Annotated in this window: 25 protein-coding genes and 1 tRNA gene; 12 read left to right on the top strand and 14 right to left on the bottom strand. The window is 56.2% G+C overall.

Features of this window, described 5'->3' with window-relative positions; translation table 11 throughout:
- Nucleotide 1: 1 nt before the first annotated feature.
- Both HY298_00680 and HY298_00685 read left to right on the top strand, forming a co-directional pair.
- Nucleotides 2–406, top strand: coding sequence for a hypothetical protein (locus tag HY298_00680; protein MBI3848795.1), 405 nt, complete (start codon nt 2–4; stop codon nt 404–406).
- Nucleotides 407–504: 98 nt separating this feature from the next.
- Nucleotides 505–2,220, top strand: coding sequence for an AAA family ATPase (locus HY298_00685; protein ID MBI3848796.1), 1,716 nt, complete (start codon nt 505–507; stop codon nt 2,218–2,220).
- Nucleotides 2,221–2,245: 25 nt separating this feature from the next.
- On the opposite strand, the gene HY298_00690 is transcribed toward HY298_00685, so the two are convergent.
- Together HY298_00690 and HY298_00695 are read right to left on the bottom strand one after the other, a co-directional pair.
- The gene (locus HY298_00690) at nt 2,246–2,920 is read right to left on the bottom strand and encodes a hypothetical protein (GenBank protein MBI3848797.1); all 675 of its coding nucleotides are present in this window, start codon (nt 2,918–2,920) and stop codon (nt 2,246–2,248) included.
- Complete coding sequence (locus tag HY298_00695; GenBank protein ID MBI3848798.1) at nt 2,917–3,573, bottom strand: hypothetical protein; 657 nt, start codon at nt 3,571–3,573, stop codon at nt 2,917–2,919. The genes HY298_00690 and HY298_00695 overlap by 4 nt, the downstream gene beginning before the upstream one ends.
- Between HY298_00695 and HY298_00700 the strand changes: the two genes are divergently transcribed.
- The 4 genes from HY298_00700 (at nt 3,550) to HY298_00715 (ending at nt 4,911) form a co-directional block, all read left to right on the top strand.
- On the top strand, nt 3,550–3,693 hold the full coding sequence (locus tag HY298_00700) for a hypothetical protein (protein MBI3848799.1): 144 nt from the start codon (nt 3,550–3,552) through the stop codon (nt 3,691–3,693). The two genes, HY298_00695 and HY298_00700, sit on opposite strands and share 24 nt — an antisense overlap.
- Before the next feature lie 47 nt (nt 3,694–3,740).
- Nucleotides 3,741–3,971 carry a hypothetical protein gene (locus HY298_00705; GenBank protein ID MBI3848800.1) on the top strand — a complete coding sequence of 77 codons (231 nt, stop codon included), beginning with the start codon at nt 3,741–3,743 and terminating at the stop codon, nt 3,969–3,971.
- Nucleotides 3,968–4,429: a type II toxin-antitoxin system VapC family toxin gene (locus HY298_00710; GenBank protein ID MBI3848801.1), complete on the top strand. Its 462-nt coding sequence runs from the start codon at nt 3,968–3,970 to the stop codon at nt 4,427–4,429. The genes HY298_00705 and HY298_00710 overlap by 4 nt, the downstream gene beginning before the upstream one ends.
- Before the next feature lie 164 nt (nt 4,430–4,593).
- Entirely contained in the window at nt 4,594–4,911 is a 318-nt protein-coding gene (locus HY298_00715; GenBank protein MBI3848802.1) for a hypothetical protein, read from the top strand.
- 562 nt (nt 4,912–5,473) lie between these two features.
- Here the strand turns inward: HY298_00715 and tsf are convergent.
- Complete coding sequence (gene tsf, locus HY298_00720) at nt 5,474–6,316, bottom strand: translation elongation factor Ts (protein ID MBI3848803.1); 843 nt, start codon at nt 6,314–6,316, stop codon at nt 5,474–5,476.
- Between the two features lie 91 nt (nt 6,317–6,407).
- Nucleotides 6,408–7,223 (bottom strand): 30S ribosomal protein S2, encoded by an 816-nt coding sequence (gene rpsB, locus HY298_00725; GenBank protein MBI3848804.1) that lies wholly within the window; start codon nt 7,221–7,223, stop codon nt 6,408–6,410.
- Between the two features lie 305 nt (nt 7,224–7,528).
- Between rpsB and HY298_00730 the strand changes: the two genes are divergently transcribed.
- From HY298_00730 to HY298_00740, 3 genes are all read left to right on the top strand, one after another.
- Nucleotides 7,529–8,116: a molybdenum cofactor guanylyltransferase gene (locus HY298_00730; GenBank protein MBI3848805.1), complete on the top strand. Its 588-nt coding sequence runs from the start codon at nt 7,529–7,531 to the stop codon at nt 8,114–8,116.
- Between the two features lie 128 nt (nt 8,117–8,244).
- Entirely contained in the window at nt 8,245–9,090 is an 846-nt protein-coding gene (locus tag HY298_00735; protein MBI3848806.1) for a trypsin-like peptidase domain-containing protein, read from the top strand.
- A gap of 85 nt (nt 9,091–9,175) precedes the next feature.
- Nucleotides 9,176–11,095: a hypothetical protein gene (locus HY298_00740; GenBank protein MBI3848807.1), complete on the top strand. Its 1,920-nt coding sequence runs from the start codon at nt 9,176–9,178 to the stop codon at nt 11,093–11,095.
- Nucleotides 11,096–11,244: 149 nt separating this feature from the next.
- Here HY298_00740 and HY298_00745 read toward each other — a convergent pair whose 3' ends face one another.
- The 5 genes from HY298_00745 to HY298_00765 form a co-directional block, all read right to left on the bottom strand.
- Nucleotides 11,245–14,382 (bottom strand): PD40 domain-containing protein, encoded by a 3,138-nt coding sequence (locus HY298_00745; protein MBI3848808.1) that lies wholly within the window; start codon nt 14,380–14,382, stop codon nt 11,245–11,247.
- A 26-nt stretch (nt 14,383–14,408) separates the two neighbouring features.
- Nucleotides 14,409–15,227 carry a hypothetical protein gene (locus HY298_00750; GenBank protein ID MBI3848809.1) on the bottom strand — a complete coding sequence of 273 codons (819 nt, stop codon included), beginning with the start codon at nt 15,225–15,227 and terminating at the stop codon, nt 14,409–14,411.
- 76 nt (nt 15,228–15,303) lie between these two features.
- On the bottom strand, nt 15,304–17,652 hold the full coding sequence (locus HY298_00755; GenBank protein MBI3848810.1) for a VCBS repeat-containing protein: 2,349 nt from the start codon (nt 17,650–17,652) through the stop codon (nt 15,304–15,306).
- A 56-nt stretch (nt 17,653–17,708) separates the two neighbouring features.
- The gene (locus HY298_00760) at nt 17,709–18,131 is read right to left on the bottom strand and encodes a YjbQ family protein (protein MBI3848811.1); all 423 of its coding nucleotides are present in this window, start codon (nt 18,129–18,131) and stop codon (nt 17,709–17,711) included.
- Between the two features lie 139 nt (nt 18,132–18,270).
- On the bottom strand, nt 18,271–20,067 hold the full coding sequence (locus HY298_00765; GenBank protein ID MBI3848812.1) for a tetratricopeptide repeat protein: 1,797 nt from the start codon (nt 20,065–20,067) through the stop codon (nt 18,271–18,273).
- Nucleotides 20,068–20,211: 144 nt separating this feature from the next.
- On the opposite strand from HY298_00765, the gene HY298_00770 reads away from it, so the two are divergent.
- Both HY298_00770 and HY298_00775 read left to right on the top strand, forming a co-directional pair.
- Nucleotides 20,212–20,832, top strand: coding sequence for an HNH endonuclease (locus HY298_00770; GenBank protein ID MBI3848813.1), 621 nt, complete (start codon nt 20,212–20,214; stop codon nt 20,830–20,832).
- 111 nt (nt 20,833–20,943) lie between these two features.
- Nucleotides 20,944–21,327: a four helix bundle protein gene (locus HY298_00775; protein MBI3848814.1), complete on the top strand. Its 384-nt coding sequence runs from the start codon at nt 20,944–20,946 to the stop codon at nt 21,325–21,327.
- Between the two features lie 44 nt (nt 21,328–21,371).
- On the opposite strand, the gene HY298_00780 is transcribed toward HY298_00775, so the two are convergent.
- From HY298_00780 to HY298_00790, 3 genes are all read right to left on the bottom strand, one after another.
- Nucleotides 21,372–21,755: a hypothetical protein gene (locus HY298_00780; protein MBI3848815.1), complete on the bottom strand. Its 384-nt coding sequence runs from the start codon at nt 21,753–21,755 to the stop codon at nt 21,372–21,374.
- Between the two features lie 51 nt (nt 21,756–21,806).
- Nucleotides 21,807–22,196: a four helix bundle protein gene (locus tag HY298_00785; GenBank protein ID MBI3848816.1), complete on the bottom strand. Its 390-nt coding sequence runs from the start codon at nt 22,194–22,196 to the stop codon at nt 21,807–21,809.
- A gap of 135 nt (nt 22,197–22,331) precedes the next feature.
- A tRNA-Glu gene (locus HY298_00790) sits at nt 22,332–22,406 on the bottom strand.
- Between the two features lie 133 nt (nt 22,407–22,539).
- Here HY298_00790 and HY298_00795 point away from each other — a divergent pair.
- The gene (locus tag HY298_00795) at nt 22,540–24,153 is read left to right on the top strand and encodes a sulfotransferase (protein ID MBI3848817.1); all 1,614 of its coding nucleotides are present in this window, start codon (nt 22,540–22,542) and stop codon (nt 24,151–24,153) included.
- A gap of 277 nt (nt 24,154–24,430) precedes the next feature.
- Here the strand turns inward: HY298_00795 and HY298_00800 are convergent, their stop codons facing one another.
- Both HY298_00800 and HY298_00805 read right to left on the bottom strand, forming a co-directional pair.
- Entirely contained in the window at nt 24,431–24,658 is a 228-nt protein-coding gene (locus tag HY298_00800) for a hypothetical protein (protein MBI3848818.1), read from the bottom strand.
- Nucleotides 24,645–25,043 carry a hypothetical protein gene (locus HY298_00805; protein MBI3848819.1) on the bottom strand — a complete coding sequence of 133 codons (399 nt, stop codon included), beginning with the start codon at nt 25,041–25,043 and terminating at the stop codon, nt 24,645–24,647. The genes HY298_00800 and HY298_00805 overlap by 14 nt, the downstream gene beginning before the upstream one ends.
- Nucleotides 25,044–25,265 lie beyond the last annotated feature (222 nt).

Here is a 25,265-nt window from a genome sequence, read left to right on the forward strand (position 1 = left end):
CATGAAGCTCATAACTAAGAAGATCGCCACGAATGAATTGTTTCGCGAACGAGTGCGACACCTTCTCCGCGTCCGGATTCATGCGACGACCTTCCGCAGCCGAAATCCAAATTCGGTGGACCAAGAAGATCGTGTCTCGGATGTCGAATTCCTCTCAGTTCCTCGCATCACCAAAATCTGCGATCTTGACGCCAGCGAAGTGCAAATTGAGGGAAACATTCTCATTGAACTGACATTGCAGTCGCAAGTTCACGGTGTCGACGCCGAGGAAACGCTTTTGGACACCTCGGCCAAAACATGCAGGTTCACGTTGGTTATTGCTGGACATGCGCGGACAAACGCTGAGTTGACAAAATCCGAGATTGAGCGGCTGACAATCGAGGTGCGGCACTTCTCCACCACCTAAATCTCATGAAGGCCAGTTAGCTCGCTATGGACACTACTGTTTACTGCGATCAAGGCAAAGAAACACTTAATCGCCTACTCAGACTCTTCCGAAGCGTTATGTCCAAGGAAGAGTTCCAGAAACGCGATGCGGAGCGCCAATTAACGGAGGTTGCCTCGTGGTTTGTCGCAAAAGTGCTGAAGTCCTACCCAATATCAGATGAAAACAGAATCCAGTTCTGGAGCGCTCTTTTTGGAGGAGAGCAGCCCTTGATGCAAATCTCCGAAACACTAACCCGTCACGCCGAGTTCGAATCTGCACCGCCTCCGCTACTCAATTTTGGGATCGAACACGACAAATTATGCGGGACTCGCGTTTCGGCTACCTTTGTGCAGTTCCTCATGGTACTGGGGTTGTTAGCTACTCTGCTCAACGAGCAAAAACCAAGAACCAATGAGGAAGGAAATCTGATACTGTCTCCAGCGGAACAGTGGTTCCAAAATTATGTCTTCAGTATGGAGGAGTACTTCAAACAGTTTGGAATTCCGAATCAGGTGGACACCTGCTTGGGTGCATTTGGTGAGGACGGAAAAGAAGTGTGCGATTGTATTGGCGACGTCTGCATGGGATGGGCGTTCGATAAGAAAATTGAACACGCGCTGGACGGGGGCCTAACGATTTATCAGGACACATCTGTTGACGATCAGGCCTTTAACAAGATCAGGGAGTTTTTTCTCAGCAGGAAATTGAATTTTGACGGCGCGGCACTGAAATTCGCAAAGGAGAATTCCAGATTTCAGCTTATGGTTCCCACAAAGGGGGAGGAAAAAGGCAATCCACACTTTGTTCAGTTCTGGAGGCAACTATGCAACGAACTGTCCGAACAGGCACTCGCTGGCGAATTGGTTGACTTGCGCTTTTGTGATGTTTTTTGGTCAACAAGGGTCGTCTATGCTGACAACAGAAAACACAAATTGCCGACATCTGAACTCTCGCCGCTGCCCACTGTAGGCGACATCGATCAAACATTGCAGGAATTACGTGATATGATTGGTCTCAACGGCGTTAAGAGGGAGGTTTTTTCGCTGGTCAACCTGATCAAGGTCCAGAAACTACGCGCAGCCCAAGGACTAAAAGCAACCCCCATTTCCCTTCACCTTGTTTTTACCGGCAATCCTGGAACTGGAAAGACAACCGTTGCGCGGCTGATAGGTAGAATCTACGCAGCGCTCGGCCTCATATCAAAGGGGCATGTGGTGGAAGTTGACAGGAGTGGTCTCGTTGCCGGTTATGTCGGGCAAACTGCGCTGAAGGTGCAAGAGGCTGGCCAGCGTGCGCTTGGCGGAATTCTATTTGTAGATGAAGCTTACTCCTTGGTGAAGGAGAACGACATCTTCGGCCAAGAGGCGATTGACACCCTTCTGAAGTTCATGGAAGACCACCGAAACGAAATGGTCGTAATTGTGGCGGGCTATCCGAAATTGATGGACAAGTTCTTGGAATCAAATCCCGGACTAAAATCCCGATTCGCCAGAGTGATCCCGTTCGAGGATTATTCAGTCGATGATTTGGCGTCGATCTTCGCCCGAATGTGTGAATCCGGCGGGTATATTTATGATGCGGAATTCGAGAAGGCGCTCAGAGAAGCGCTCGGGGAGAGAACTCAAAGTGAGAACCAATCTTTTGCAAACGCCAGAGGGGCAAGGAATCTTTTTGAAACCCTCCTGCTAGTTCATGCGAACAGAATGGCATCAATTGAAACACCCAGTAAGGATGATCTGGTTCGGTTTACGTCCGATGATATGATGAAGGTTGAGATAGGCGGAGTGAGCTAATTTGGCCGCGGCGTAAGGCTTCTCATCAATGTTCGATTCTTGGCAAGTCAACGAGTTTAACCTGCGGGTCGTGCTTCATAATCTGCCGTGCCTGCATATCAGAGACGACTAACTGCTTCCCACCCTGATGCGGGAAGTGAAGCACAGCCGCCCAGGTGGGCGTGCCGGTGAGATTGCAAAAAAGATGATGAACAGACTCCAACGATGTCTGGCGATTCATTGTGCTTTTCGTTTCTTGCTCGTGACGCCAACGCCCGTCCGCTTCCCGCACGATACTCGCCAAGAATAATCGTGCTGACGAGGTCAGAAAGTCATAAACCAAGTCAGCTCGTGCAGTGCGGCTTCGATTGCGCGCGTCTTGGCCCAAAAATCTGTCTCCGCCCAAATCCCCGACATAATCATAGTCGCCACAACCGTCAGCCCCGTGCGCAAATGACGATGTCAGGTGAGTGACGTGTTGCTCGATTGCGTTGTGGCTATTGGTGGCGAACCTGAACTTGATTTTCCAATCACCGACTTTGCCGTATCGAGAGAACCAAAACCAGTGAAGCGCGTTCGCTATCGGCAGGACATTTTCCCCCGCAAAAGTTTCCAATGCACTTTCAGTGTCGTAAGGCGCTGCACTCGGCAGGCACAAATGAAGTGACTTGTGGACGAGGTGTGCGATTGGACTGCAAGTTCGTTCCTCAACTGATTTCATGGATGCAATTTTGTTTTGTCCGCTCTAAATTGTCCAGCGCACGCCGGGCAGAGGCCACCGGAAACATACACGGAAACTGTCAAGCAAGACGCGCACTTTGGGGCTTCGATCCACTCGCGACTTCGGATTCGCATTTCGAAGTGAGGTATGTCCTCATACGCGAAATGAGGCCCTTTCGATGATTTGCCGGTAATGTCTTGGAGAACCGCGAGGTGCGCGGCAAACCCTGAACCGTCCTTCGCGCCTGAGCCGGGAATCTTGCCGCATGGCTCAAGTGAAACGGCGTTGAAGCTTTTCTCTGTGGGATAGTAGTAGACCTTGCAGCCGGTTGGATTGTTGGCGTCGCCGGACGACATATAGTCAAAGATTGCCTTGGTGCAGATTTGATCACTTCTAAAACTCTTGAATCGCGTTACGGTGGTTGCGTCGGTCGGGAAATGCTTCGGGTCATCTCCGTATGGAAACTTCATGCGTGCTCGAATGCACTCGGGGCATTCAGGGAACGTGTGAGGGGTAAGATTGTAGTCTCCGTGCTGCGGACAATTTGCTTTCATATTTACAAATATGGCGAACACGCCGTGGAACACAGGTTTTTTTTTCATCGAGCCACCAAGACTGTTCGCATTGAGATGATTTGCCGGAGCTTTAAGCATTTTTCCCAAAAGCGCATCACCGACTTCGTGCCGCTGCCGTATCAGCCGGAGAACAACGACCTCCCGGTGCAGACCCCGCCCACGGGTTTCGACGCGTTGCGCACCCTCGCCGTGATCTGATGAAATTCCTGTTTGCCCGCGTTCGTGACCGGGTTTAATCTTTTGCCATGAGCACGCTCGCAGAAATCGAGAAGGCGGCGGAAAAATTGTCTCCGCTGCAGAAGCAGGAATTGATGCTGTTCCTCGGCTCGCAATTGCGAACCGAAAGGAATGGGCACGCTCCCCGCAATCTGCCGCCCGCCGAGCGCGCGGCGGATTTGCAGCGCTGGGCGGCCAGCCATGAGCGCGGGCCGGGCTTGCCTGATTCCGCCATCGGACGTGACGCCATCTACGACTGATGGCCACTTACCTCGCTGATACGAATCTGCTGTTGCGCCTCGCTGATCCAGCCTCGCCGCAACATCCCATTGCAACCGATGCGCTCGCCCGCCTTTTGGGCCGAGGGGATGAGGTTTATCTCACGCCGCAGAATTTCATCGAGTTCTGGGCTGTCGCCACGCGACCGGTGGAAGCGAACGGTTTCGGCTGGACCAGCGAGCGAACCACAAAGGAAGTCACCGATTTGCAGGCGCGCTTTCCCTTGCTGCCGGACTCACCGGAGATTTTCACTCGCTGGCTGGAGCTTGTGAAACAACTGCCCGTCCACGGCAAGCGCGTTCACGACGCGCGTTTGGTCGCCGTGTTGCAAGCCCACGCAGTCGAGCACTTGATCACTTTCAACACTTCCGACTTCACCGTGTTTTCATCGCTTTCATTGGTTGATCCGCGTTCGCTCGTTTCGACGGCGGGGAAATAGTTTGCCGGAACTTCAAGTCGTTTTCCCAAAAGCACGCCACTCCCGACAGGTCGGGACTGCCGTATCAGCCGGAGAACAACGACATTCCCGGTGCAGACGCCGCCCACGGGCTTCGACGCGTTGCGCACGATCGCGGTGAGCCGCATCTACCTCGACAACCCCGAATGCTTTCGGGGCTGGCGCAAGTGGCGTTGAAGCTCGGTGCGGACGATCTGCACGGGACGATCATCGAGGAACAAATCTTCCACATGGCCGGCGCGACCTCGCCGCAACTCCGCCAGCGCGAGCACGCGACCAGGTCGGTGTTGCAGACCGAAGCCGAAATGCTCAAAGCCATCCGCGAAGCCGGCCGCACGCCGGTGCAACGGAATACTTTTTACGAACCGATCAAAGTGCTTGAAGAGACTTCGCCGTCGGTAAATGAAACCGAACCGCCGTCGGGCAAATCCAAAGTGTTGGAAGACAATCTGGCGACGGCGTGAAGCCTCGACTTGTCGTTGCATTAAGGTTGCTTCGCGTAAAATAGGACGATGAGCAAGACAGCCACACTTTCCGTTCAGGGAGCCCAGCACAAAGCGCGGGCCGAGCGCTAACCGGCCGAGACGCAGAATGTTCTGCGTCTGCGGGCAACCGAGCGACAATCGGCGGCGCGGCGATCACGACCGCGGTCAAGGCTAGTCGCGCAGGTAGAAGGAAATCCGCTACGGGAACCTGCCATGTGGAAAACGCTTCAAGACCGGTTGTTCGCACAGTTCGATATGTCGCGCAAGCTTCAGGAGCATCCCGATACGGCGTCAGAGAGCGGACCGGGTGCGCAACATGGAGGAATGAGTTCTTGTAAAACTAAATTCAGTATTGGACCGAACATACTTTTCCTGGCTGGAATTGGAACGTATGTCGTTCATGGGAATACAGTGACCGCCAGGGTTTCATACAGGTATGGATCCCAGTTCAGATACAGCAATAGAGGCATGGGTTCCTAAAATTGATGAAGAGGATTTGATAAGAATATCGAAAAAAGGCACTTGACCTGGTTTGTCTGGTTCAAGCCGCCACACTTTCACCCACCTGAAAACGGACAAAGTGTCGGATGGTAATTTCATCGCCCAATTGTTTGGCAACGGAGGCGACGTGTTCCTTGACGGTGACTTCCGAACTCCGCTTCACGAAACCCTGATCCAGCAAACAATAGCCCTGGTAAAATTTTTCCAGTTTCCCTTCGACAATCTTGGCGATGGCTTGCGGCGGTTTGTTCTTCACCTGTTCCGCCGCAATTTCCTTTTCCTTGGCCAGCATAGCAGCATCAACCTGGTCGCGTGACACGACAAACGGATGACCGGCGGCGATTTGCAACGTGATGTCGCGCACGAGTTGTTTGAACTCGTCATTCGCCACCGTCGCTTCCTTGCCCGCGCCGACTTCGACGAGCACACCAACCTTCGCACCGGTATGAATGTAGGCGGCGACGAGGCCGTTGCCCTCCACAACCAGCCGATGGTGACGGGAAATCTTGATGTTCTCACCGATCTTGGCGACTTGGGCCACGCGCAGCGGTTCCAAATCTGTTTTTGGATCGTTGGCGAGCAAACTGGCCACTTCATCGCAGAACGCGCGGAAGTTTTCGTTCTTGGCGACAAAATCCGTTTCGCAATTCAATTCCACCAACACGCCGACGCGCGCGCCGGGTTGAATGTGCTGGGCGATCACACCTTCCTTGGCTTCGCGTGTGGCCTTGTTCGCTGCGGAGGCAACACCGCGTTTGCGCAAAATATCCACGGCGGCATCCAGTTTGCCGGCGGCTTCGGTGAGCGCCTTTTTGCAATCCATCAAACCTGCGCCGGTCATTTCCCGGAGTTTGCCCACGCTGGCAGCAGTAATATCAGCCATATAAAATCAGTTGAGTGTTGAAAGTTGAGTGTTGAGTGTCGAAAGGAAATCCGAGGGAGGCAATCATCCCAACCGGATTCCAACTGGAGAACTACGCTTGCGGTTGCACCTCTCCGACCGGTATCGGCGGCGGTGTTGCCTCGATCGTTGGCGTCGCTGCAACAGGTTGCACTTCCACTGGCGCCGCTTGTTCCGCGGGCTTGCGCCGCCCGTACTTGGCTTCGTACTCCGCCTGCGCCTGCGTCAAGGTCTGGCCGATCGTGCTCAAAATCATGCGCACGGAGCGGATGGCGTCGTCGTTGCCGGCGATCGGATAATTGACCAGTTCAGGGTCGCAATTCGTATCGACGATGGCCACGACCGGGATCTTTAAGCGCCGCGCTTCGGCAATGGCATTGTGTTCCCGCTTGATGTCCACGATGAACATGGCCGCGGGATACTTGTCCATCGACCGGATGCCGTCGAAATACTTGAACAACCGCGCGGCTTCACGACGCAGAACGGATTGCTCCTGTTTGACGTAATTGTTGATGGTGCCGTCCGCTTCCATCTTTTCAATCTGCTTGAGCCGCGCGATGGAGCGCTTGACGGTGCTGAAATTGGTGAGGGTGCCCCCGAGCCAGCGCTCCGTCACATAAAGCTGGCCACACTCTTTGGCCGTTTCCTTGACGGCCTGCTGCGCCTGCTTCTTGGTGCCCACGAAGAGCACGCGCCCGCTTTTGCTCACGGTTGCCGACAGAAAATCACACGCGGCTTCCAGTTGACTGAGCGTCTTGCTGAGGTCGATGATGTGGATGCCGTTGCGGGCATCGAAGATGAACGGCTTCATCTTGGGATTCCACCGTTTGGTTTGGTGTCCGAAATGAACACCCGAGTCCAACAATTCTTTTACGCCAATACTGATCACAAGTTTCCTTTGGTTAAGAATTCCCTCGAGACCGAGGTCCGAGCGAACCATCCCGCGGAACACGGGATTGATTTTGATGTTGTTTTGGCCGCCGGCATCACTTGAATACAGGCAGAATTAAGGCCGTTTACCCGATCGACGGTCAACCGGACACTCCGGTTTCCCGGGAAAGGGGTGGTCAAGGTAGCAAAGCCGAACCCGGTAGCAACCTTTATTTTAATGGAAAACGTGACGTTGGATTGAAGCCTGGCTTGCTTCCAGACCAGTTCCTCAAGTTGCTTTTTGTTGAAAACCGCGCGTCCAAAATGAAACAGCCTGCAACTCAACCCTTCAAATGTGAAGTTTGCATTCTTGCCGGCGGATTGAGCCGACGCATGGGGCGCGACAAAACCCGCTTGCGCCTGGGGCAACACACCGTCCTGGGGCAAATCCGCGCGACGGCCAGGCAATTGCAGCAGCCCGTGCGTGTCATCCGCCACGATCTCAAACCAGGATGTGGGCCGCTCGGCGGCATTTTCACCGCCTTGAAGACCAGCCGCTCCCAGGCCGTGCTTTTCCTTGCCGCTGACATGCCGTTCGTCTCTGCCAGCCTCCTGCGCAAAATGCTGGGATATTTAAATCCCGGCCGAAACGCCTTGTTCGTTCGAGAAAGAGAGGGGGTTGGGTTTCCAATTCTGCTACGGCGAACCGCTTTGCCCGTCGTCACGCAACAACTGATGCGGGGAGACTTATCGCTGCAAGCGCTCGCCCGGGTTCTCAACGCCAGAACCGTCCGGTTGCCGCGCGCGATGTCGCTGGAGTTGTTCAATATCAATACGCCGGCCGATTGGGAAGCAGCCCGCAAGCGCAGCTTGTCAAGCCAACGCAAAACCGGTAAGCTCAAAGCATGTTGAAAAAGTTTGTGATCCTGTCGGTTCTGCTCGGTTGCGGCCTTCAAAAGGCGCAGGCCGACACCCTTCAGTTGAAGGACAAAGCCGCCCTGACCGGCAAAATTCTGGCGGAGAAGCGCGATCAAGTCGTGGTGGATGTCGGCTACACGGTGTTGGTGGTGCCGCGCAACCAGGTCGTAAAAATTTCCAAAGGCGAAAAAGTCGAGAAGGAGGAGCCGTCACCGAAGACGGTTGTCTCCTCGCCGGTTGTGGCTCCGCCGGAAACCAAGTCCGGCCTATACCAAACTGCGGCCGCCCTGCCGCCGGTGCGGACGGTGCGGGAACTGGTCAACCAAGTCGGGGAAGCGGTGGTTCAAGTGCGGACTCCCGGCGGGTTGGGTTCGGGTTTCATCATCAACGAAGATGGATTTCTGATGACCAATTTTCACGTCATTGAAGGCGAGACAAAAATTTCCGTGGAAGTTTACCACCAAAAAGCCGGCCAGCTCGAACGCAAGAGCTACAAGGACGTTAAAATTATTGCTTTGAACAAATTTGAGGACCTGGCGCTGCTCAAGATTGAAGACAAGGACGCGCCGAAGTTCGTGCGTGTCTTGATTGGTGATTCCGACGCCTTGTCGGTCGGTGAACGTGTGTTCGCCGTCGGCAGTCCGCTGGGATTGGAGCGCACGGTGACTGAAGGCATCCTCAGTACGAAGACGCGACAGTTGCAGGGCGAGCTTTATTTGCAAACCACCGCACAGATCAACCCGGGCAACAGTGGCGGTCCGCTCTTCAACCAGAGCGGCGAGGTGGTCGGTGTCACCAACATGAAGATCACTTTTGGCGAAGGCCTCGGCTTTGCCATTCCCGTGAATGCGGTGAAATTCTTTCTCGACCATCGCGACGCCTTTGCCTACGCCAGCGACAATCCCAGCAATCCCTACCGCTACCTCGAACCGCCCAGCCGCACGAGGAAAACGGAAGGCGCGCAGTGAGGAAGCGATCTAAGTCAGTTGAGCGGGAAACAACTGCGGGCATTTCCCGCTCATGAAATCAACAAGTCACGAACCTGGCAAACTCATGAAAAACTGTGCTCTGATTCTGGCGGCCTTCTTTTGTCTCGTGTTCGACAGCAATGCTGCCGTGCCGCCCGCGGAAAAATTGCTGCCGGACGATACTTTGGTTTTGCTCACCGTCCCTGACTGGCCAAAAGCCAGGAACATTCTGACCAATTCGCCACAGGGTCAGTTCTGGAACGATCCGGCAATGAAACCCTTCAAAGATAAGTTCATGGCCAGACTCAAGGAAGATGTCCTGACCCCGTTGGAACGCGACATGGGGATTCGCTGGGAAGATTTTTCTCCGCTGGCCCAGGGACAACTCACGTTTGCTCTCACGCAAAACGGCTGGCAGGGCAAGGACGACCAGAAAATGGGTTGGCTTCTGCTCGTTGACACCAGGGATAAAACCAACCAACTCAAAAAGAATCTTGCAGACCTGAAGAAAAAATGGGTGGACTCCGGCAAGCAGCTCAAGTCCGACAAAATCCGCGACGTCGAATTCAGCACGCTCGTCACCTCCAGCAATGACTTCGCCAAGGTGCTGAAAAAAGCCCTGCCGGTGCCGCCTCCGGGAACTCCGGAAGGTTTCGAGGACCCGGACGCCAAAAAGACCCAACCCAAGAATGAGTTGATTGTCGGGCAGACTGATTCCTTGTTGATCGTCGGCAACTCCGCCAAGGCCATTGAAAAACTTCTCGTCCGGTTGGCAGGCGGAGCGGTCCCGTCGCTTGGCGAATTGCCCGCCTACGCCGCCGATCACGCCGCCATGTTTCGCGACGCGCCCGCCTACGGTTGGATCAACGCGAAGCTGCTGGTGGACTCCCTCATTCGTCCCTCCAGCGCGTCCGCCGATGCGGATTCCCAACCCGGCGCGTTCCTCCCCTCCTTGAGCAAAGTCGCGGCTGTCCTTGGCTTGACCGGACTGAAAACGGCGGCGTTTAGTTTGCACAATTCAAACGAGGGCCTGCTATTTCATGTTTTTCTCGGCATTCCAGAAGCGGAGCGCCGCGGCCTTTTCAAAGTGTTGGCGCTCGAAACCAAGGAGAGCAATCCGCCGCCGTTCGTACCGGCCGATGCGGTGAAGTTCCAGCGTTGGCGGATTGATGGTCAAAAAGCCTGGGCTACGCTGGAAACCGTGATCACCAATTTGTCACCGCAACTCGCCGACTTTCTGCAAATGACCTTCAACACCATCGGCAAGGACCAGGACGCCACTTTTGATTTCAAGAAATCCTTCTTCGGCAATCTCGGCGACGACCTGATCTCCTTTCAAAAAGCGACCAAAGGCAATGCGCCGGCTGACCTGAACTCGCCGCCAACGATCTACTTGGTTGGTTCACCGAATGCAGAACAACTCGCTGTCGCCTTTAAATCCGCCACCGCCGTCATGCCGCCCCAGTTTGGCGGTGGCACTCCGGTCAAGGACCGGGAATTTCTCGGTCGCAAAGTCTATACGCTGCCAGCCCCTCCCGCCGCGGGCGATACCGGCCAGCGCGGATTCAACTTCGCGGCCAGCGGTGGTTACCTGGCGATGTCCTCGGACGTGGCGCTGCTCGAGCAATACCTGCGCAGCGCCGAAACCCAGGCCAAATCCCTGCGCGAAAATCCCGGCATAAATGAAGCGGCCCAACAAGTCGGCGGCGCGGGAACGGGCTTGTTCGGTTACGCTAACGAAAGCGAAACGATGCGCGCGCGATTCGGGACCATGAGAAAAAATCCGAATTCATCAACCAACTCGAACAACCTCGCGCTTCTGGCCAGTGCTCTCAGCATCAGCTTGAATCAGAATAATTACAACACCTGGTTTGATTACTCGCTGCTGCCCGAATACGACAAGGTCGCCAGGTATTTTCATTTCAGTGTCTATGCCGGCAGCGCGAATGCAGATGGATTGACGTTGAAAATATTTTATCCCGTGCCGCCGCAGTTGAAGAAGTGACGTTGGAGTTCAGTCTCGGCTCGCTCTCAAAAACGGCCGCACAAGCTGAAGCTTGGACTCCAGCCTCATTCCTGCGGATAAACCAGAATCCGGTCATGGACGAGTACGACCAGGTCGTTCTTGCCATCGCCAGTCAGCTCGGCCACATCCTATTCCACCAGCATCACGCGGTAGAAGCGCTGCGACCAAGCACCGGCTGAGGAGTCCTCCTTGAAACCCGTCGTGTCCGTCGCCGTCACATCACCGACGAGATCGTTCCACATTGAATCGGACAGCGACGTTTTGAACTGCACCCGATATTTCTTTCCTGGAACGGCGCTCCAAAATATCTGCACCGGGCCGGAGGATGGCGATGAGAGTGTAACCACCCTCAGGATAGAGCCAGCGTTGGTGGGGTCGGTTCCCGCCATGAACTCCATCAAGTCGGTTTGTCCATCCCCGTCATAATCGCCTGTCCCATCGCGTTGCAGGCCGTTGAAGTACGCCAGTTCCCAATCGTCCGGAAGCCCATCGCCATCGGTGTCGGATCGGTTCAGCCGGAGCATCATGATGTCGCGCGATTCGTTGTAGTCGCCAGTGATCAAGTCCGAAGCGTAGCTTTCCAACAAGACCGTGCTCCCGTCTGCGCTCATGATCGGGTTGCCGGAGAATTGATTCCCGGTGCCTGTCCCGTCACGATTGACGCTCAGCAGAATGGTCCTGCTCAGCAACAAATCGCGCAGGAACACGTCGCTCATGCCGTTGGTGTCGTTTGCGGCCAGGTTCGAAGCGCGGCTGCGGAAGAGCACGTAACGACTGTCGGGGGTGATCAAAGGCGAGAGTGATCGATTATTCCCCGCGCCGATGCCCTCGCGATTGACGCTTATTAGCGATGCCAGTCCGTTCGTGCGATCGATGAGATATACATCCGTCGTCAAGTTGGTATCCAAGGCGGAGTAACTGTTGCTACGTTCGCACGCCACGAATCGCCCGTCGGCGCTGAAGGCGGCGTTCACCGCGTCCGTGAGGGTGGTAGTCAAGGTCTGACTCGCCACATCAAACAAGAAAGTGTTCGTGAGGCGCTCAAACGCAAGCAGCGGGCCGTTGGCACCAAACGCCACGCGCCCGATTTGATTCAACCCGGCTCCCGTTGCGTCGGCACTGGCGAGAATGTTGGACCCCGTCACTGAATCCCACAGAATGGCATTGACTCCGGAGATCGAGTTCGTAACGAGGTTTCCAGCACTACTGAGATACGCGACATACCGGCCGTCAGTACTGATGACGGCGTTGGACGACGCGGCTGATCCCGCCGCGTTGCCCTGATAGTTGAGGCTGACGAGGCGGTTTGAATCTTGTGTCAGGTCTCGATAGTAAATCTGCCCGACAGTCGTGGCGTAACCGCCGACATTGTTCTCGCTGCTTTGAAACGCCATGAATGCGCCCTGTTGGCTGAACGCTGGGAACGACGGCGCGCTCACTTTGCCTACGCCGGCGATCAATTCGTTCGTCCGCGCCAATCGGTCAAAGGCATACAGATTATAGCGCGTTCCCAGACCCGCCAACGGCGTGCTGTCAGGGATCGCTTCGAATGCGACCCACCGGCCATCGTCGCTGATCACGGGACGCCGGGATGGGCCGCGCGAAAAACCGTCCAAGATCGTGTTGAGCCGGACCCAGCCGTTGGAACTGGCGTTGAGGTCGCCGATCCACACATCGCCCGTGTGGTTGGTGTCGCCGGCATCCAAGTCGGACGCGTAACTTTCGAACACGACGAACTGGCCGTTGGAACTGATCCCGCCGGGAATCACTCGGCTGGCGGCTGATCCGGTCGCCACCATCAATCCCGGTTCGCGAAGCGAAATCAGTTCGGTGGTTCCGCCTGCTCGGTCATAAAGATAAATGTTTCGCCCTCCAGTTGTCTCGGGCGCGCCGACGAAAACAATCCAGTTTGCGTCGTCCGTCATCGTGGCATCCGCGCCGGGCACGTTGGTCGCGATGGTCGTGTTGGTGGCTGCGACAGCGTCGAACAGCACCAGGTTCTTGCTGACATCCTGATAAATCACAAAGCGCCCGTCGGCCGAAAGCGCCGGGACAAATCGCGCGCCCTGTGCGGAGGTCAACAGGGTAACCCCCGAAGCGATCAACGTTGTCGTACCAGCCGCAAGGTCACGATGGAAAAGATCCGCGCCGGATGAATTGGTGTCACCCAGCACGAGATTGTTGGCGGTGCTCACGAACACCACGACGTTGCCGTCCTTGCTCAACACCGGCGAGCCGGAGCTGCTCGAAGTCGAACTGGCGCCATTGGTGTTCACGCTGACCAGAGCCGTCGTTCCAGCGACGCGATCCCGCAGGAACACATCAAGCCCACTGTTCGTATCATTGGTGGCCACGTTGGATGCGGCGCTTTGAAACACCACATAGCTGCCCGAAATATCCATGGAGGGATTTTGCGAATCGCCGTTGCCCAGCCCGGTGCCCGCCGTGTTAACACTGAGGGCGAGGTTCGACGAGGTTTGCAGGTCTCGCATAAACACGTCAATCTTCGCGTTGGAGTCACCCGAGACAACGTTGGTGGCCGAGCTGTGGAACGTTACCCAGCGACCGTCATCGCTGATTTGTCGATTCCCATCCCATATCACGGACCGACCAGCGGAACTGGCAGTGTTTGCGGAGTTGCGAGTCACGAGCGTCGTGGTTCCGGCCACCGTGTCGCGAACAAACAAATCAACCGCGTTGTTGGCATCGCTGGCCGCCAGATTGCTGGCGCGGCTCGCGAAGAGCACATAGCGACCGTTGGGTGTGATGCTGGGAGCGGTAGATTCGAGGTTGCCTGGACTGACGCCGGCGGTGTTCACGCTGATTAACGTGGTGGTTCCAGCAACGAGATCGCGCAGGAACACGTCGGAAGCGTTGTTCGTGTCATTCGGAACCAGATCGCTCGCGGCGCTCTCGAACACGACAAACTGACCATTGGAACTGAGCGTGGGTGATTGGGAAGCGCCGTTTCCGCTTCTTGTGCCCGACGAGTTCACGCTCACCAGTAACGTACTGCCGAGCTGGCGATCACGAACAAAAACGTCGAACGCGCCGTTGCTGTCGTTGGTGACCAGATCGTCTGCCGTGCTGACGAACACGACGAAGCGGCCATCCGCACTGACGCCCGGGTTGTGGCAATCACCCGCAGCTCCCGATGACAACGCCGTAGGAGTGAGCAACGGCCCGACCAACGGGTTCGCCCACGACGGGGTGGCAATGGCAACGCCCGTTCCGACCGACAGAAGCAACAATTTGCGGATTTTCATTGTGCGTCTTCCGATGATTCCGTCCTTCAACGCAGATAAGAAGCTGCGGCCTGAAGTCGGGCCACATCCGGATTGTTGGGCGAAGCGACGTTGAGGTTGATTGGGCCGTTGATCGGAGGCATGGTTCTGGCATCGGACCACTGCCAGTACTCAACATGCCCGTCAGCCATGCCAAGATTCATTCCGCCCACATGGAAATACGCTGGGAAATCAACAATCGTTGCAGACGCACCGACATGCGCGAGGTCAATAACAAATTCTGAGTCGTTGATGCTCGCGGGATGCTCCTCCAAGAGCACAAAAGTCCGGTTGGGTTGAGAAACTTCAGTCGCCTTGGTCATTACTTGAAAGTTTGGGCTCCATGGATCAGAAATTGGGCCTACGTAACCATTCATTGAGTAGCTGCGTACTCGCAGCTTGGGCACTCCTCCACCTGTAATCAACGTTGAGGGGTCGGCAGGACATCGAAACAACAACGACGAATTCACGTAGGGACCGATCGCCGCATAAGCGGCGTTGGTAAGTTTCAAGGGACTGGTGTTGTCCGAGTTGACGGGAGAAAAATCGAGGACGCCGCCAACCCACGCGACGCCTGGCGATGGTGAGTAATGGGCCATCAACAACCCCGAATAATCATCCGCGTACATCTGCCACGCCTGCATCAGGCGGCGGAGATTGTTGGCGCAGACAGCTCGGTCCGAGGATGTCGGATTATGCGCCACCGCACTGACCGAAAGCAGAGTCAGCACGGCCACCACGCACAGCACCACCAGCAGTTCAGTAAAGGTGAAGGCAACCTGGTCCATCCGACCAGGACGCGGTTCGATGGCCGCGTGTAGTTGCATGGGTGGAACATAAGCTGAGTTGACCTCGCTGGTCAATTCGATTCCAGCAACCAATGCAGGCTGATTGGCTGACTCTTTATTCCTGCGGGTAAACCAAAATCCGGTCATGTACGAGCACGACCAGGTCGTTCTTGCCATCGCCGGTCACGTCGGTCACCAACGCTTCGCGCGGTTCAGGCATGTCGCTGCGGCGGCTGCGGAAGGTCCGCTCCTCAAACACCTGCCAGCGATTCGCCGGCACCAACTGATGCGGTGCTTCAAACAATACCAAGTCCAGATAGTTCTTCGCGGTCTCCAGAAAAACCAGGTCCTTGCGCCCGTCGTTGTTCAAGTCGCCCGTGACCACGTCATTCAAGTGGCCGTCCTTGATCGGCGTTTCGTAACCGTCCAGTTCCTTGAATTCCCAGGTGTCGCCCTGAAGCGCCAGCCACGCGGCGGCATTGAGGCCAAGAAAACCAACGGTGTTCAGATTTGTGCCGCCCAGCGCCACCGGTTGCAGACTGGTGAATTCGGTGAACGGCAGCGAGATGTTGCGGACAACCTGCCATACTCCCGCGGTATCGCGTTCGCACAGCGTCAATACCTTGCGTTCCGCATCGAGCAAGAACAGCGACGGGATGGCGTTCGTTCCGTTGGGGACGGCCGCCGCGCCCACCAGCCGGGAATTGCTCCCGGCGCCGTTGATCTGTTCCTTAACACTGAACATCCAACCGGCCTTGTTTGTGGCGTTCTGAGCGGAGGCCTCCGGCTTCAGCACGACGGCGCGGAGAAAATTTTTCTGCGTCAACAACAACTCCGGTTTGCCATCGCCATCGACGTCTGCCGCGCTCAACCACGGCAACTCGATGCTGCCGCCGGGCGGCGCGATGTCCAGTTCCTCAAAATCCTTGCCCGCCACCTGCAAGAGAATTTTGATTTTTTCGTACGGGATCAGAACGATGAGGTCAGCCAATCCGTCCTGGTTGACATCGTGGAACGCAAGTGTGCTGGGATTGGATTTGAAATTCTTGCTGAGCTTCTGCGTTTTGGTCTTTCCATCGGCGGTGCGCGTGAACAATACCCGCTTGCTCTCCTGCTCGCTGCCGTCTTGATCCAGCAGCACTGCCAGCGTCGCCCGCGCTTTGGCTTGAAGCGGGCCGACCGCCATCGCCAGCGGCTTGCCTTCCATCGGAATCAGCGTGGGGAACGGCAACCGTCCCTTTTCATCGAGCCGCGTCACGCCCACCTGCCTTTCGTCCGTGCTCAATAAAAAAATCTCCGCCCGCCCGTTGCCGTCCCAATCCGCCACCGCCAGATCGCTTACGCCGGTCAGCGTGGGGAAGGATTTGGCCGCGGCGAGGGTGCCATCGCTTTTTTGGAAAAAGACCGTGATCTGTCCGCTGTCCGGTTCGGACACCAGCAGGTCAGGCAGGCCGTCACCGTTGATGTCCGCCCACAACATGCCACGTCGCGCCTTGGTGGTTCGATTGATGGGCAGCACCTGGAACTGGCCGAGCTTGAAACTGCCGGAGAGCGTCTCCGCCGGCTGACGGACGAATTCGGAGATTTGAGCGCGCCCGGAATTTTGCGCGATGGTCATGACTTTCGTCCTTCCGCCCTTCTCCAAAATATCCGCCCAGTAAGAACGAATGGGTGGCAACGCAAAATAAATCTCTGGCCCCAACTGTCCCGCATCGTTCTGCAAACGAAACCGAAACGGTGTCGGGTTTTCCCAGTTGACGAGCAACAAATCGTCCCGGCCGTCGCCGTCAATGTCCAACACCTGGGCCGACTTGAGTGCTCCTGAAAACGGAATCTTCTCCGGCTCGCCGAGGGTGTGGTCGGGTTTTTGGGTGAAGAGGTAAATGTAATTCTCGGACAGGAGCAGTAAATCGAGCAGGTGGTCGCCATTCAAGTCGCCGGTCGTCAACGCGTTGGGCGTGAGCTGGCCGTCGTCGATGGCCCAGCGTTTGGGCGCGCTCCAGCCGTTGGTGCCTTGATTGTATTGCACGACCAGTTCCTTCGGTTCGCCGTAGTAAGCGATGTCCGGACGGCCATCCTGGTTAAGGTCCTCCACCACCAGCGACGCGATGCGTTTCTCCGAGGCGATGGAATCGACGCGAAACCGCGCGTCTAGCGGCAACTCATTGAGTTCGCGTTTAACCGCTGGCGGCACGGTTTTCGCCGTGTTGGTCGAGCCGGTTTGATTGTAGAGCAGATTGATCTTGGAGCGGACGTTGTTGACCACAATCAGGTCGTTCAGCCCATCGCCATCGAGGTCGGCCGAGTGCAGTTGGCTGATTTGATTGTCGATGGGAAAAATCTCCGGCCCCGTGAAACCGAATCGATTCGTGAGGGTTTCCGCCTTGCAGGCAAAGGCCAATGCCGCCATACCGACCAGCACAGCGAGGCGGGTTGCGCGCCGGATTGAATTCAAATTATGCATGTTTGAACGCGTTTCAATTCGCGAAAAGCTGCCATCCATCCGGGGCTTTGGCGAGTTTATTCCCCGATAAAATGGCCGGCCACGCGACGCGTGTGCGGCTGGCGGCGATGTTCCCACAAATAAATCCCCTGCCAGGTGCCCAACGCCAGTCGCCCCGCTTCGACGGGGATGCTGAGGTTCACCGCTGTCAAGGCCGTGCGAACATGCGCCGGCATGTCGTCCTCCACTTCGGCCGTGTGTTGGAAAAGCGCGTCGCCATCCGGAACGAGCCGCGCGAAAAAGCGTTCCAAATCACGCCGCACTTCGGGATCGGCATTTTCCTGGATCAACAACGAAGCCGAAGTGTGGCGTAGGTGCAAGGTGACGACACCGGACTGAAATCCATTCTGTCGAACCCACGCGGCCACTTCGTCAGTAAATTCATAAAGACCTCGTCCACGCGTCTTCACCACCAGTTCGTGCGAGCTTTGGCGTATCATTTTGGTGTGCAATTTGGATGACGAACTTCGAACAAAAAGTAGCCGCCGATGTGAGGAGGCGGACAAGTGTTGTGATTGTCCATTATTTCCGCCTCCTCACGTCGGCGGCTACGAATGAGAACTGATTTTTAACAGGCGGCTATGGCGATCCTTCCGCCGGCTTTTTTTCATCCAGCATTTTTTCCAGATTCGGATTGTGCGGCATGCCCGCGGTCAGCGCTTTTTGATAATGCCAGCGCGCCAGTTCCACCAGCGGCGGTTGCTGGGTGACGTAGATGACGGCGAGATTGTTGTGCGCGCTGCCATAACCGGGATTGAGTTGAATCGCCTTGCGTAGCGCGGTTTCCGCCGGCCCGCGCATGCCTTTATGACTGAGTGTGATGCCCAGATAATTTTGCGTCTCGGCGCTTAATGGATTCAGTTTCGCCGACCGGCTGAGCAGATCGAGCGCTTCGTCGTACTTTTGTTGCTGGAATTTCAAATAGCCCATGAGCGACAAACTGAAAGCGTCGTTTGGATCAATCTCCAGCGCTTGCTTCAGATTTCTTTCCGCGGCATCGAGATGGTTCAATTCCAACTGGATGGCCGCCAGATTCCCCAACGTGTAAACGTTCTTCTCGTCCAGCCGCAGCACCTGCAAATACTTCTGCTCCGCTTCCTCGTAACGTTGCGCGGCGAAAGCGCTCTGCGCTTGCGCCACCAGCGGACCGGCGCCCTCCGGCAATTCCTTGACCGACTTCTTCCCGGCCTTGGGATTCTGGGCCGCCAGTTTCGCCGGCGATGGCTTGAACAGGGCCAATTCCTCCTCAGTGTAGGGCACCTGGCGCGCCTCGAATACTTCCAGCCGGGCGCGCAAGATTTCCAGTTGACTGGTCATTTCCTCCACGCGCGCCGCCGTGGCCGGACCTTTGCGGCCATAAAGTTCCTTGGTGGCGACGTCGAGTTTCTTTTGCAACTCGTCCCGCTCGCGTTCCAGTTGTCTGATTCTCGCGGCATCCTCCGGTGAAGGTGTTGCGGGAAGCAGGGGTTTGGGTGCGGAAGTCGTGGACAACTGTTTGATCCGGTTTTCCAGGGCGATCTTCTCCAATCGCGCAATTTCCTTGTCCGATTGCAATGCTGCGATCTGCGTTTCGGCCTGGGCCAGTTGACGACTCAAATCCGCGGCTTTGTCGCCCGAGGGCTGTTTGGTCCGCAGATCGGCGACTTGCTTTTTGAGAATATCATTTTCCGCTCGTAATGCGGCTGCCGCCTCCGTCTGTTCACTCAGCTTGTGCATGGCTTCCGCCAGGGCCTGCTTGTTCTGCGCCAGAGCCGCCGGCGTCGCCGCGGCTGACCGGGCTTGCTCTTCCGCCAGGCCGGCTTTCAACAGCTCATTCTCCTTCAAGAGTGATTTGATCCGCTCCTCTGCTTTGGTCAACTCCCGCGGATCCACGACCGCTGGCTGGACCGCGAGGGCCTCTTTGAGTTTTGCCTGGAGCAACGTCTTGTCCGCCGTCAACTGACGGACTTCATCCTCCAAAGTCTTGAGTTGATTCGCCGGCATACTGGGGGCGGCGGGCCGGGCCGCGGGCGGTGGCAACTTCAAAGTAAACTCAGTTTTCGGCGCGGCCGGCGGAACGATTGTCACGGTGCCGGGTGGGACGTTGGTCGCCGGCGTGCGTGAGGCCAACGGGATTATTTTTGCTTCGAGGTATTTGAGCCGGAAGCTCACGACCTTGGTATTCCACTCGGGATTGACGGCTTGAAATCGTTTCAGCGCGGTCTGCGCCTCCAGATATTTTGCCAGTGCCTGGGTCATTTGCCCCGCTTCGTTCAGATAATCAGCCTGCTGAATCGAATTGTAAATGGCGACATACTGTTCGTCCTGCGACTCCGCGCGCACCTCCGGCAACGCTGCCAGCAAAACCAACACAACCAGTGCAACAAGGCGTTTCATACAAGAATTCTAGTCGAGCAAACAAACCTTTGGCAATGATTACATCGGCTTGTTCAAAACCTCCCTGAGATATTTTTGACGGCCTTTGGGAACGTTGACATTGGGTTGCCTCTTATGTTAGTTTGCGCCCCAACGGATAAACTTATGGCGTCGTTTTTGAACCAACATGTCTTGGTGCTCAATCGCCTCTGGCAGGCGGTGAGCATTTGCACCACCCGGCGCGCTCTGACATTGCTGTTTGCCGGTCATGCGCAAGTCGTGCTCGGCGATCAGGACGGCTCCTTTCAAACCTTCAACTTCAGCGAGTGGCAGGACTTGTCGCAACGCGAGCCGCACCCGGAAAGCATCCACACTGTCTCATTCAGGATCCGCGTGCCGCGCGTCATCTTGCTCGTCATGTTCGACCGGCTGCCCAAAAAGGAAGTCAAGTTCACGCGCCATAACATTTTCGAGCGGGACCAGAACAAATGCCAGTATTGCGGCGAGGTGTTTGATCGCAAGGATTTGAACCTGGATCATGTGATTCCGCGCGACCGCGGCGGCCCGACGACGTGGGAGAACATCGTTTGCTCCTGCGTCCAGTGTAACACCCACAAGGCCAATCGCACGCCGATGGAGGCGGGGCTGCACCTCATCCGCAAGCCGAAACGGCCCAAGTGGCGTCCGTTCGTCCAGATCAACCTGGGATTGCACCAACACGACAGTTGGAAGCATTTCATCGATCTGGCCTATTGGAACGTGGAGCTGGGCGAGGATGTTCGTTGAGGCCCGAAGTCGGAGGTCAAAGGTCAGACGCCAGATGACAGAGATCGGAAGTCGGAAAGCTGAAAGCAATTCAACTACAAACAACCAGCAGATAATGAGAAAGGCAACACTATGGCGGAAATCATTCGTTCGTTTCGGGACTTACGGGTTTATCAAGCGATGTTTGGACTCCAGCAGAACATTTTTGAAATCTCCAAAGCCTGGCCGCGAGAAGAGCAGTACGCGCTCACCGACCAGGTCCGGCGCTCGTCTCGTTCCGTTGGGGCTAATCTGGCTGAGTCGTGGGCGAAGCGGATGTACCCTTTGCACTTTCTCAGCAAGCTGACTGACGCTGACGGAGAACTGCAAGAAACTTCACATTGGCTGTCTTCTGCTCTGGCGTGCAAGTATCTTGTGAACAGAGAGCAGGAGGATTTACAGGCGAGAATCGATCATGTCGGGAAGATGCTGGGCAAAATGATTTCCATGCCGGAAAAATTCGCCATAAAAAAATGATGCGTGGACACCGACTTCCGACGTCCGGCTTCTGACTTCTGACTTCAGCCCTCCGACCTCCGACCTCTGCCTTCCGTCCTTGCCGCCTCAATCAACTCCCAGAACTTCGGGTTTTGTTGTAGCGCCTCGTCCTCCGCCATCTTCAATCCCGAACGGAACATGAAATCCTTAAGTGTGTGGCGGCTCAGAATCCGATGCACCACCACGCCAAGTTCATGTCGCTCAAAATAAACGCGGTAATCGCCGACGCGAAACCGGTGCAACGTTTTTCCCGCCTGCTCCAGTTTGCCGAACTGGTCGAGTTCGGTTGCCATCACCTGCTGGGGCAAACCGCGAAATTCGCCGAGGATTTGCAACTGCAGCTCCTTGGGCATCCGCGCCAGCTCCGCCGCGCTGGTCGGATTGAAAATGATCTGGAAGGGGCGCATTGTAAAAAGTTGAGGGTCGTTGGTTGAGAGTTGAGGGTTTCTGAAGGCCGGTCAACTGCGATTTTCCAGCAACGATTTTCTTAAGCCACTTAACCCGAAAACCGGGAGGGAGAACCACGGATGACACGGATGGCACGGATGAAGAGGAACTTCTACACGGAACTCCCCGAATCGACCTGCCGCGGCGGTGCGCGAGCACGGCGGGTCCGTACAGAGCCACACGAACGGAATGCTTTCATTATCCGTATCATCCGCAAAATCCGTGGTTTCAGCTTCGGAACTCGGGCTTAGCATTCGACTCTGTTTCTCGGCGGAGGCGCGTCGCATTTGATTGGTCAGGCCGAATCGTTCATCTTCGGGAAAGGTTCGCGTTATTGAATAAACTGTGTCCGCAAAATCGATGGCCTCGTGCCATACATCCAGTTTTTCAAAGTTAAACATATTTTAGTTCAGGGTTATTGGTTGGATATTTATCGACACATGTTTGTAATCGCGGAAGTCCCGATCATCAATGCAGAATTCCAATCCTTCTCCTGACTCTCAACCCTCAATCTTCAACTCTCAACCCTTCCGAAGTGGTAGCGCGTACGGGAATCGCACCCGTCTTTCAGCCTTGAGAGGGCCGTGTCCTAACTGATAGACGAACGCGCCTACCGGCAACCTTGTCATGCTACCCGCACCATGGCGGATGTCAACGACCGCGCGATAAGGCTCGCACCATTTGCCGGCAATAATCGACGAAACCACGGCGCGCCCGGAGGTCGCCGCCCTACCAGCAAATGATATGCGGGTTTCAAAGACTGCTTGCGCCGGCGACCTTGGCATTTATCCTTTCGCCGCGACCATGAAATTGAAGCGACAACGGTTGGTTTCTCAAAGCACTCTGTCCCGGATGCTCCAGACCGCCGAGGAGGCTTGGAAACGCAGGGAGTTCCGGCAGTGCATCGGGATTCTGGAACGCGCCAGCCGGCTGGACCCGGCCAATTCCGAGATCCTGCTGCAATTGGGCCGCGTTCATGGTTTGTGTTACGATTACGCGGCTGCCGAAAATTGCTTTGAGAAAGCGGTTCGAGTGGCACCAAACAAAACAGAAACACTCGCGGCAGCAGGACTACAATCGCGCGATTTTCGCAGCTATGGAATGGCGGAGCGTTTTTTCCAGCGGGCGGTGGAGCAAAAAAACGCAGCGCCAGAGACCCTCATCAACCTTGCGGAGCTCTACGAACGACTCCGCCGTCTGGAAGATGCCGCCAGACTGGTAGATCACGCGCTGCAATTGGACGGGGCTTGCGCGTCGGAGTTGCTCGCGCGCGCGCGACTGGAACGCCAGACGGGGCGGCCGGCCGAAGCGGAGAAACTGCTCCGATCTTTTCTGCCAAATGCCGAGCAGACCATACGCATCCGCGGCTGGTATGAACTGGGTGCGCTGTTAGACCGCCAGGGGCGTTACGACGAAGCCATGACGGCATTTCTCGAGGCCAAGGCGCTGTTGCGTCCTGACGCAGCCCCGTACGCCGCCGGACTGCGATTACTCCGTGCGCGCTTGAAGGAGATGACTGCCAACATCTCTGTGGACATGCTGCAGCGGTGGCTTGATTTGAGTCAGGCATTTCAACCACTGCGCCGGTTGGCCCTGCTTTGTGGCCATCCGCGTTCCGGGACTACCCTGCTGGAACAGGTGCTGGATTCACACGCCGAGATCGTCTCGGCTGAGGAGACGGAGATTTTCCACGATGATGCATACGTTCCACTGACGCGCAGTTTGCCGGAGGGCACGCTCATGCTCAGCGTTCTGGAATCGGCCCAAACCAGCGCGTTGCAGCAATCGCGTGCGAATTATTTCCGGTCCATGGAATTGTCGCTTGGCAATCCCATCGCCGGGCGGCTGTTGGTTGATAAAAACCCCTCGCTCACTTTTTTGATTCCTGCGCTCATCCGCGTCTTTCCTGAAACCAAATTCCTCTTGGCGCTGCGCGACCCGCGCGATGTCTGCCTGAGCTGTTTCATGCAGCCGTTCGTCCCCCTCGGTCAGACCACTTCAGCCTATTTGAGCTTGGAGAGCACCGTTGAAGAATATGCACATCTGATGGGTATCTGGAGAACGTTAGCGCCCCTGCTGCCAAGCCCTTATTTGGAAGTGAGGTACGAAGACATGGTGGAGGATTTGGAATCCGTGGCGCGGCGGGTGTTGGAGTTTCTCGATGTCCCGTGGGACGCCCGCGTGTTGGGCTTCGACGAGCACGCGCGGCAAAAGCTGGTGCGATCGCCGACTTACGCGGACGTGGTGAAACCCGTGTTCAAAACCGCCGTCGGCCGCTGGCGAAATTACCAGAAATACCTCGAACCTCATCTGGAAAAGCTGGCGCCGTTTGTGAAGGCGTTCGGCTATGACGAATGACCACAAAGGAATTTGACCACGGATGACACGGATAACACGGATGAGATAAACCGCGAAATACGCCAACCACGCGAAAACCCGGAGCTTGAAAAGGGATGGGAGGCGGAGGGACTCCTTCACCGGCCGGCTTCCAGCGCGGAGCTTCCAGCGCGGAGCGGTGAAGAAGACCTTTTCCGAAAGCCCTTCTCCGTTCGCGTATTTCGTGTGGTTCGCGGTGCCATCCGCTGCTTTTTTTAGCGGAATAGTCAGAGCCTCCTCACGTCGGCGGCTACGAGAGTCAAACGGATCGTCTCCGCGCTTCCGCGAGCAGTTGTGCCCGTTTGTGTTCCTTGTATCGGTCGCGCAACGCGGAGAGCAACTCGCGCCGTGTCAGGTGCATTCCGGCGATGGCTTGATCGAGCAGGGCGTTCAACCGCTCCCGGCAAAGCGGGAGGTCCTTGGGTTCCGCGTATTCCAGGTCGAACTGCGCCTGCAGGATGGCCTCCAACAGTTCATGCCTCGCCACCGAATACCTCCCTCAAGATGGCTTCCTGACGCGCGGGTTTCATCTCGGTGTGCCATTGGTCGAAGGTGATGCGCAGGGATTCGAGTTTGGCCTCAAGCGATTGTGGTTTAAGGCCGAGCGGACTGAGCAACGCGGCATCGGCACATTCGAGCAACAACCCTTCGCCGCCGGCGATGGCCTGCGAAAGCAGCGAGCGATGCAGTTGGAGATCATCCGGGGTGGGACCGAGGAGCATTTGTTCCTCCAGGTCCTGGCACAGGCGGCAAAAGTTGAACCAAGATACAACGCGGGCGATGAGCGGATGGTGGCGGGCTTTGATCTCCGCCTCTAACACGTCGGCGAAGCGCCCGGCGGTACGCCACCGTTCCTTGACAGATGTTGACACAGGATCCAGAGCATTCATGCGGGATGAATGTAGCCGTTCTGCTCGTTCTCGCCAACTGCAATTTGGCGCGACGCGCCCATACCACACTAGACGTAGCCGCCGGGGTGACGAGACTCTGATCTGAACCACCAATGGACACGAATGAACACGAAGGAATTTGACTACGGATGACACGGATAACACGGATGAGATGAACCGCGAAATACGCCAACCACGCGAAAA

The sequence above is a fragment of the Verrucomicrobiota bacterium genome, assembly GCA_016200005.1.
In the GTDB taxonomy this organism is placed as follows: domain Bacteria; phylum Verrucomicrobiota; class Verrucomicrobiia; order Limisphaerales; family PALSA-1396; genus PALSA-1396.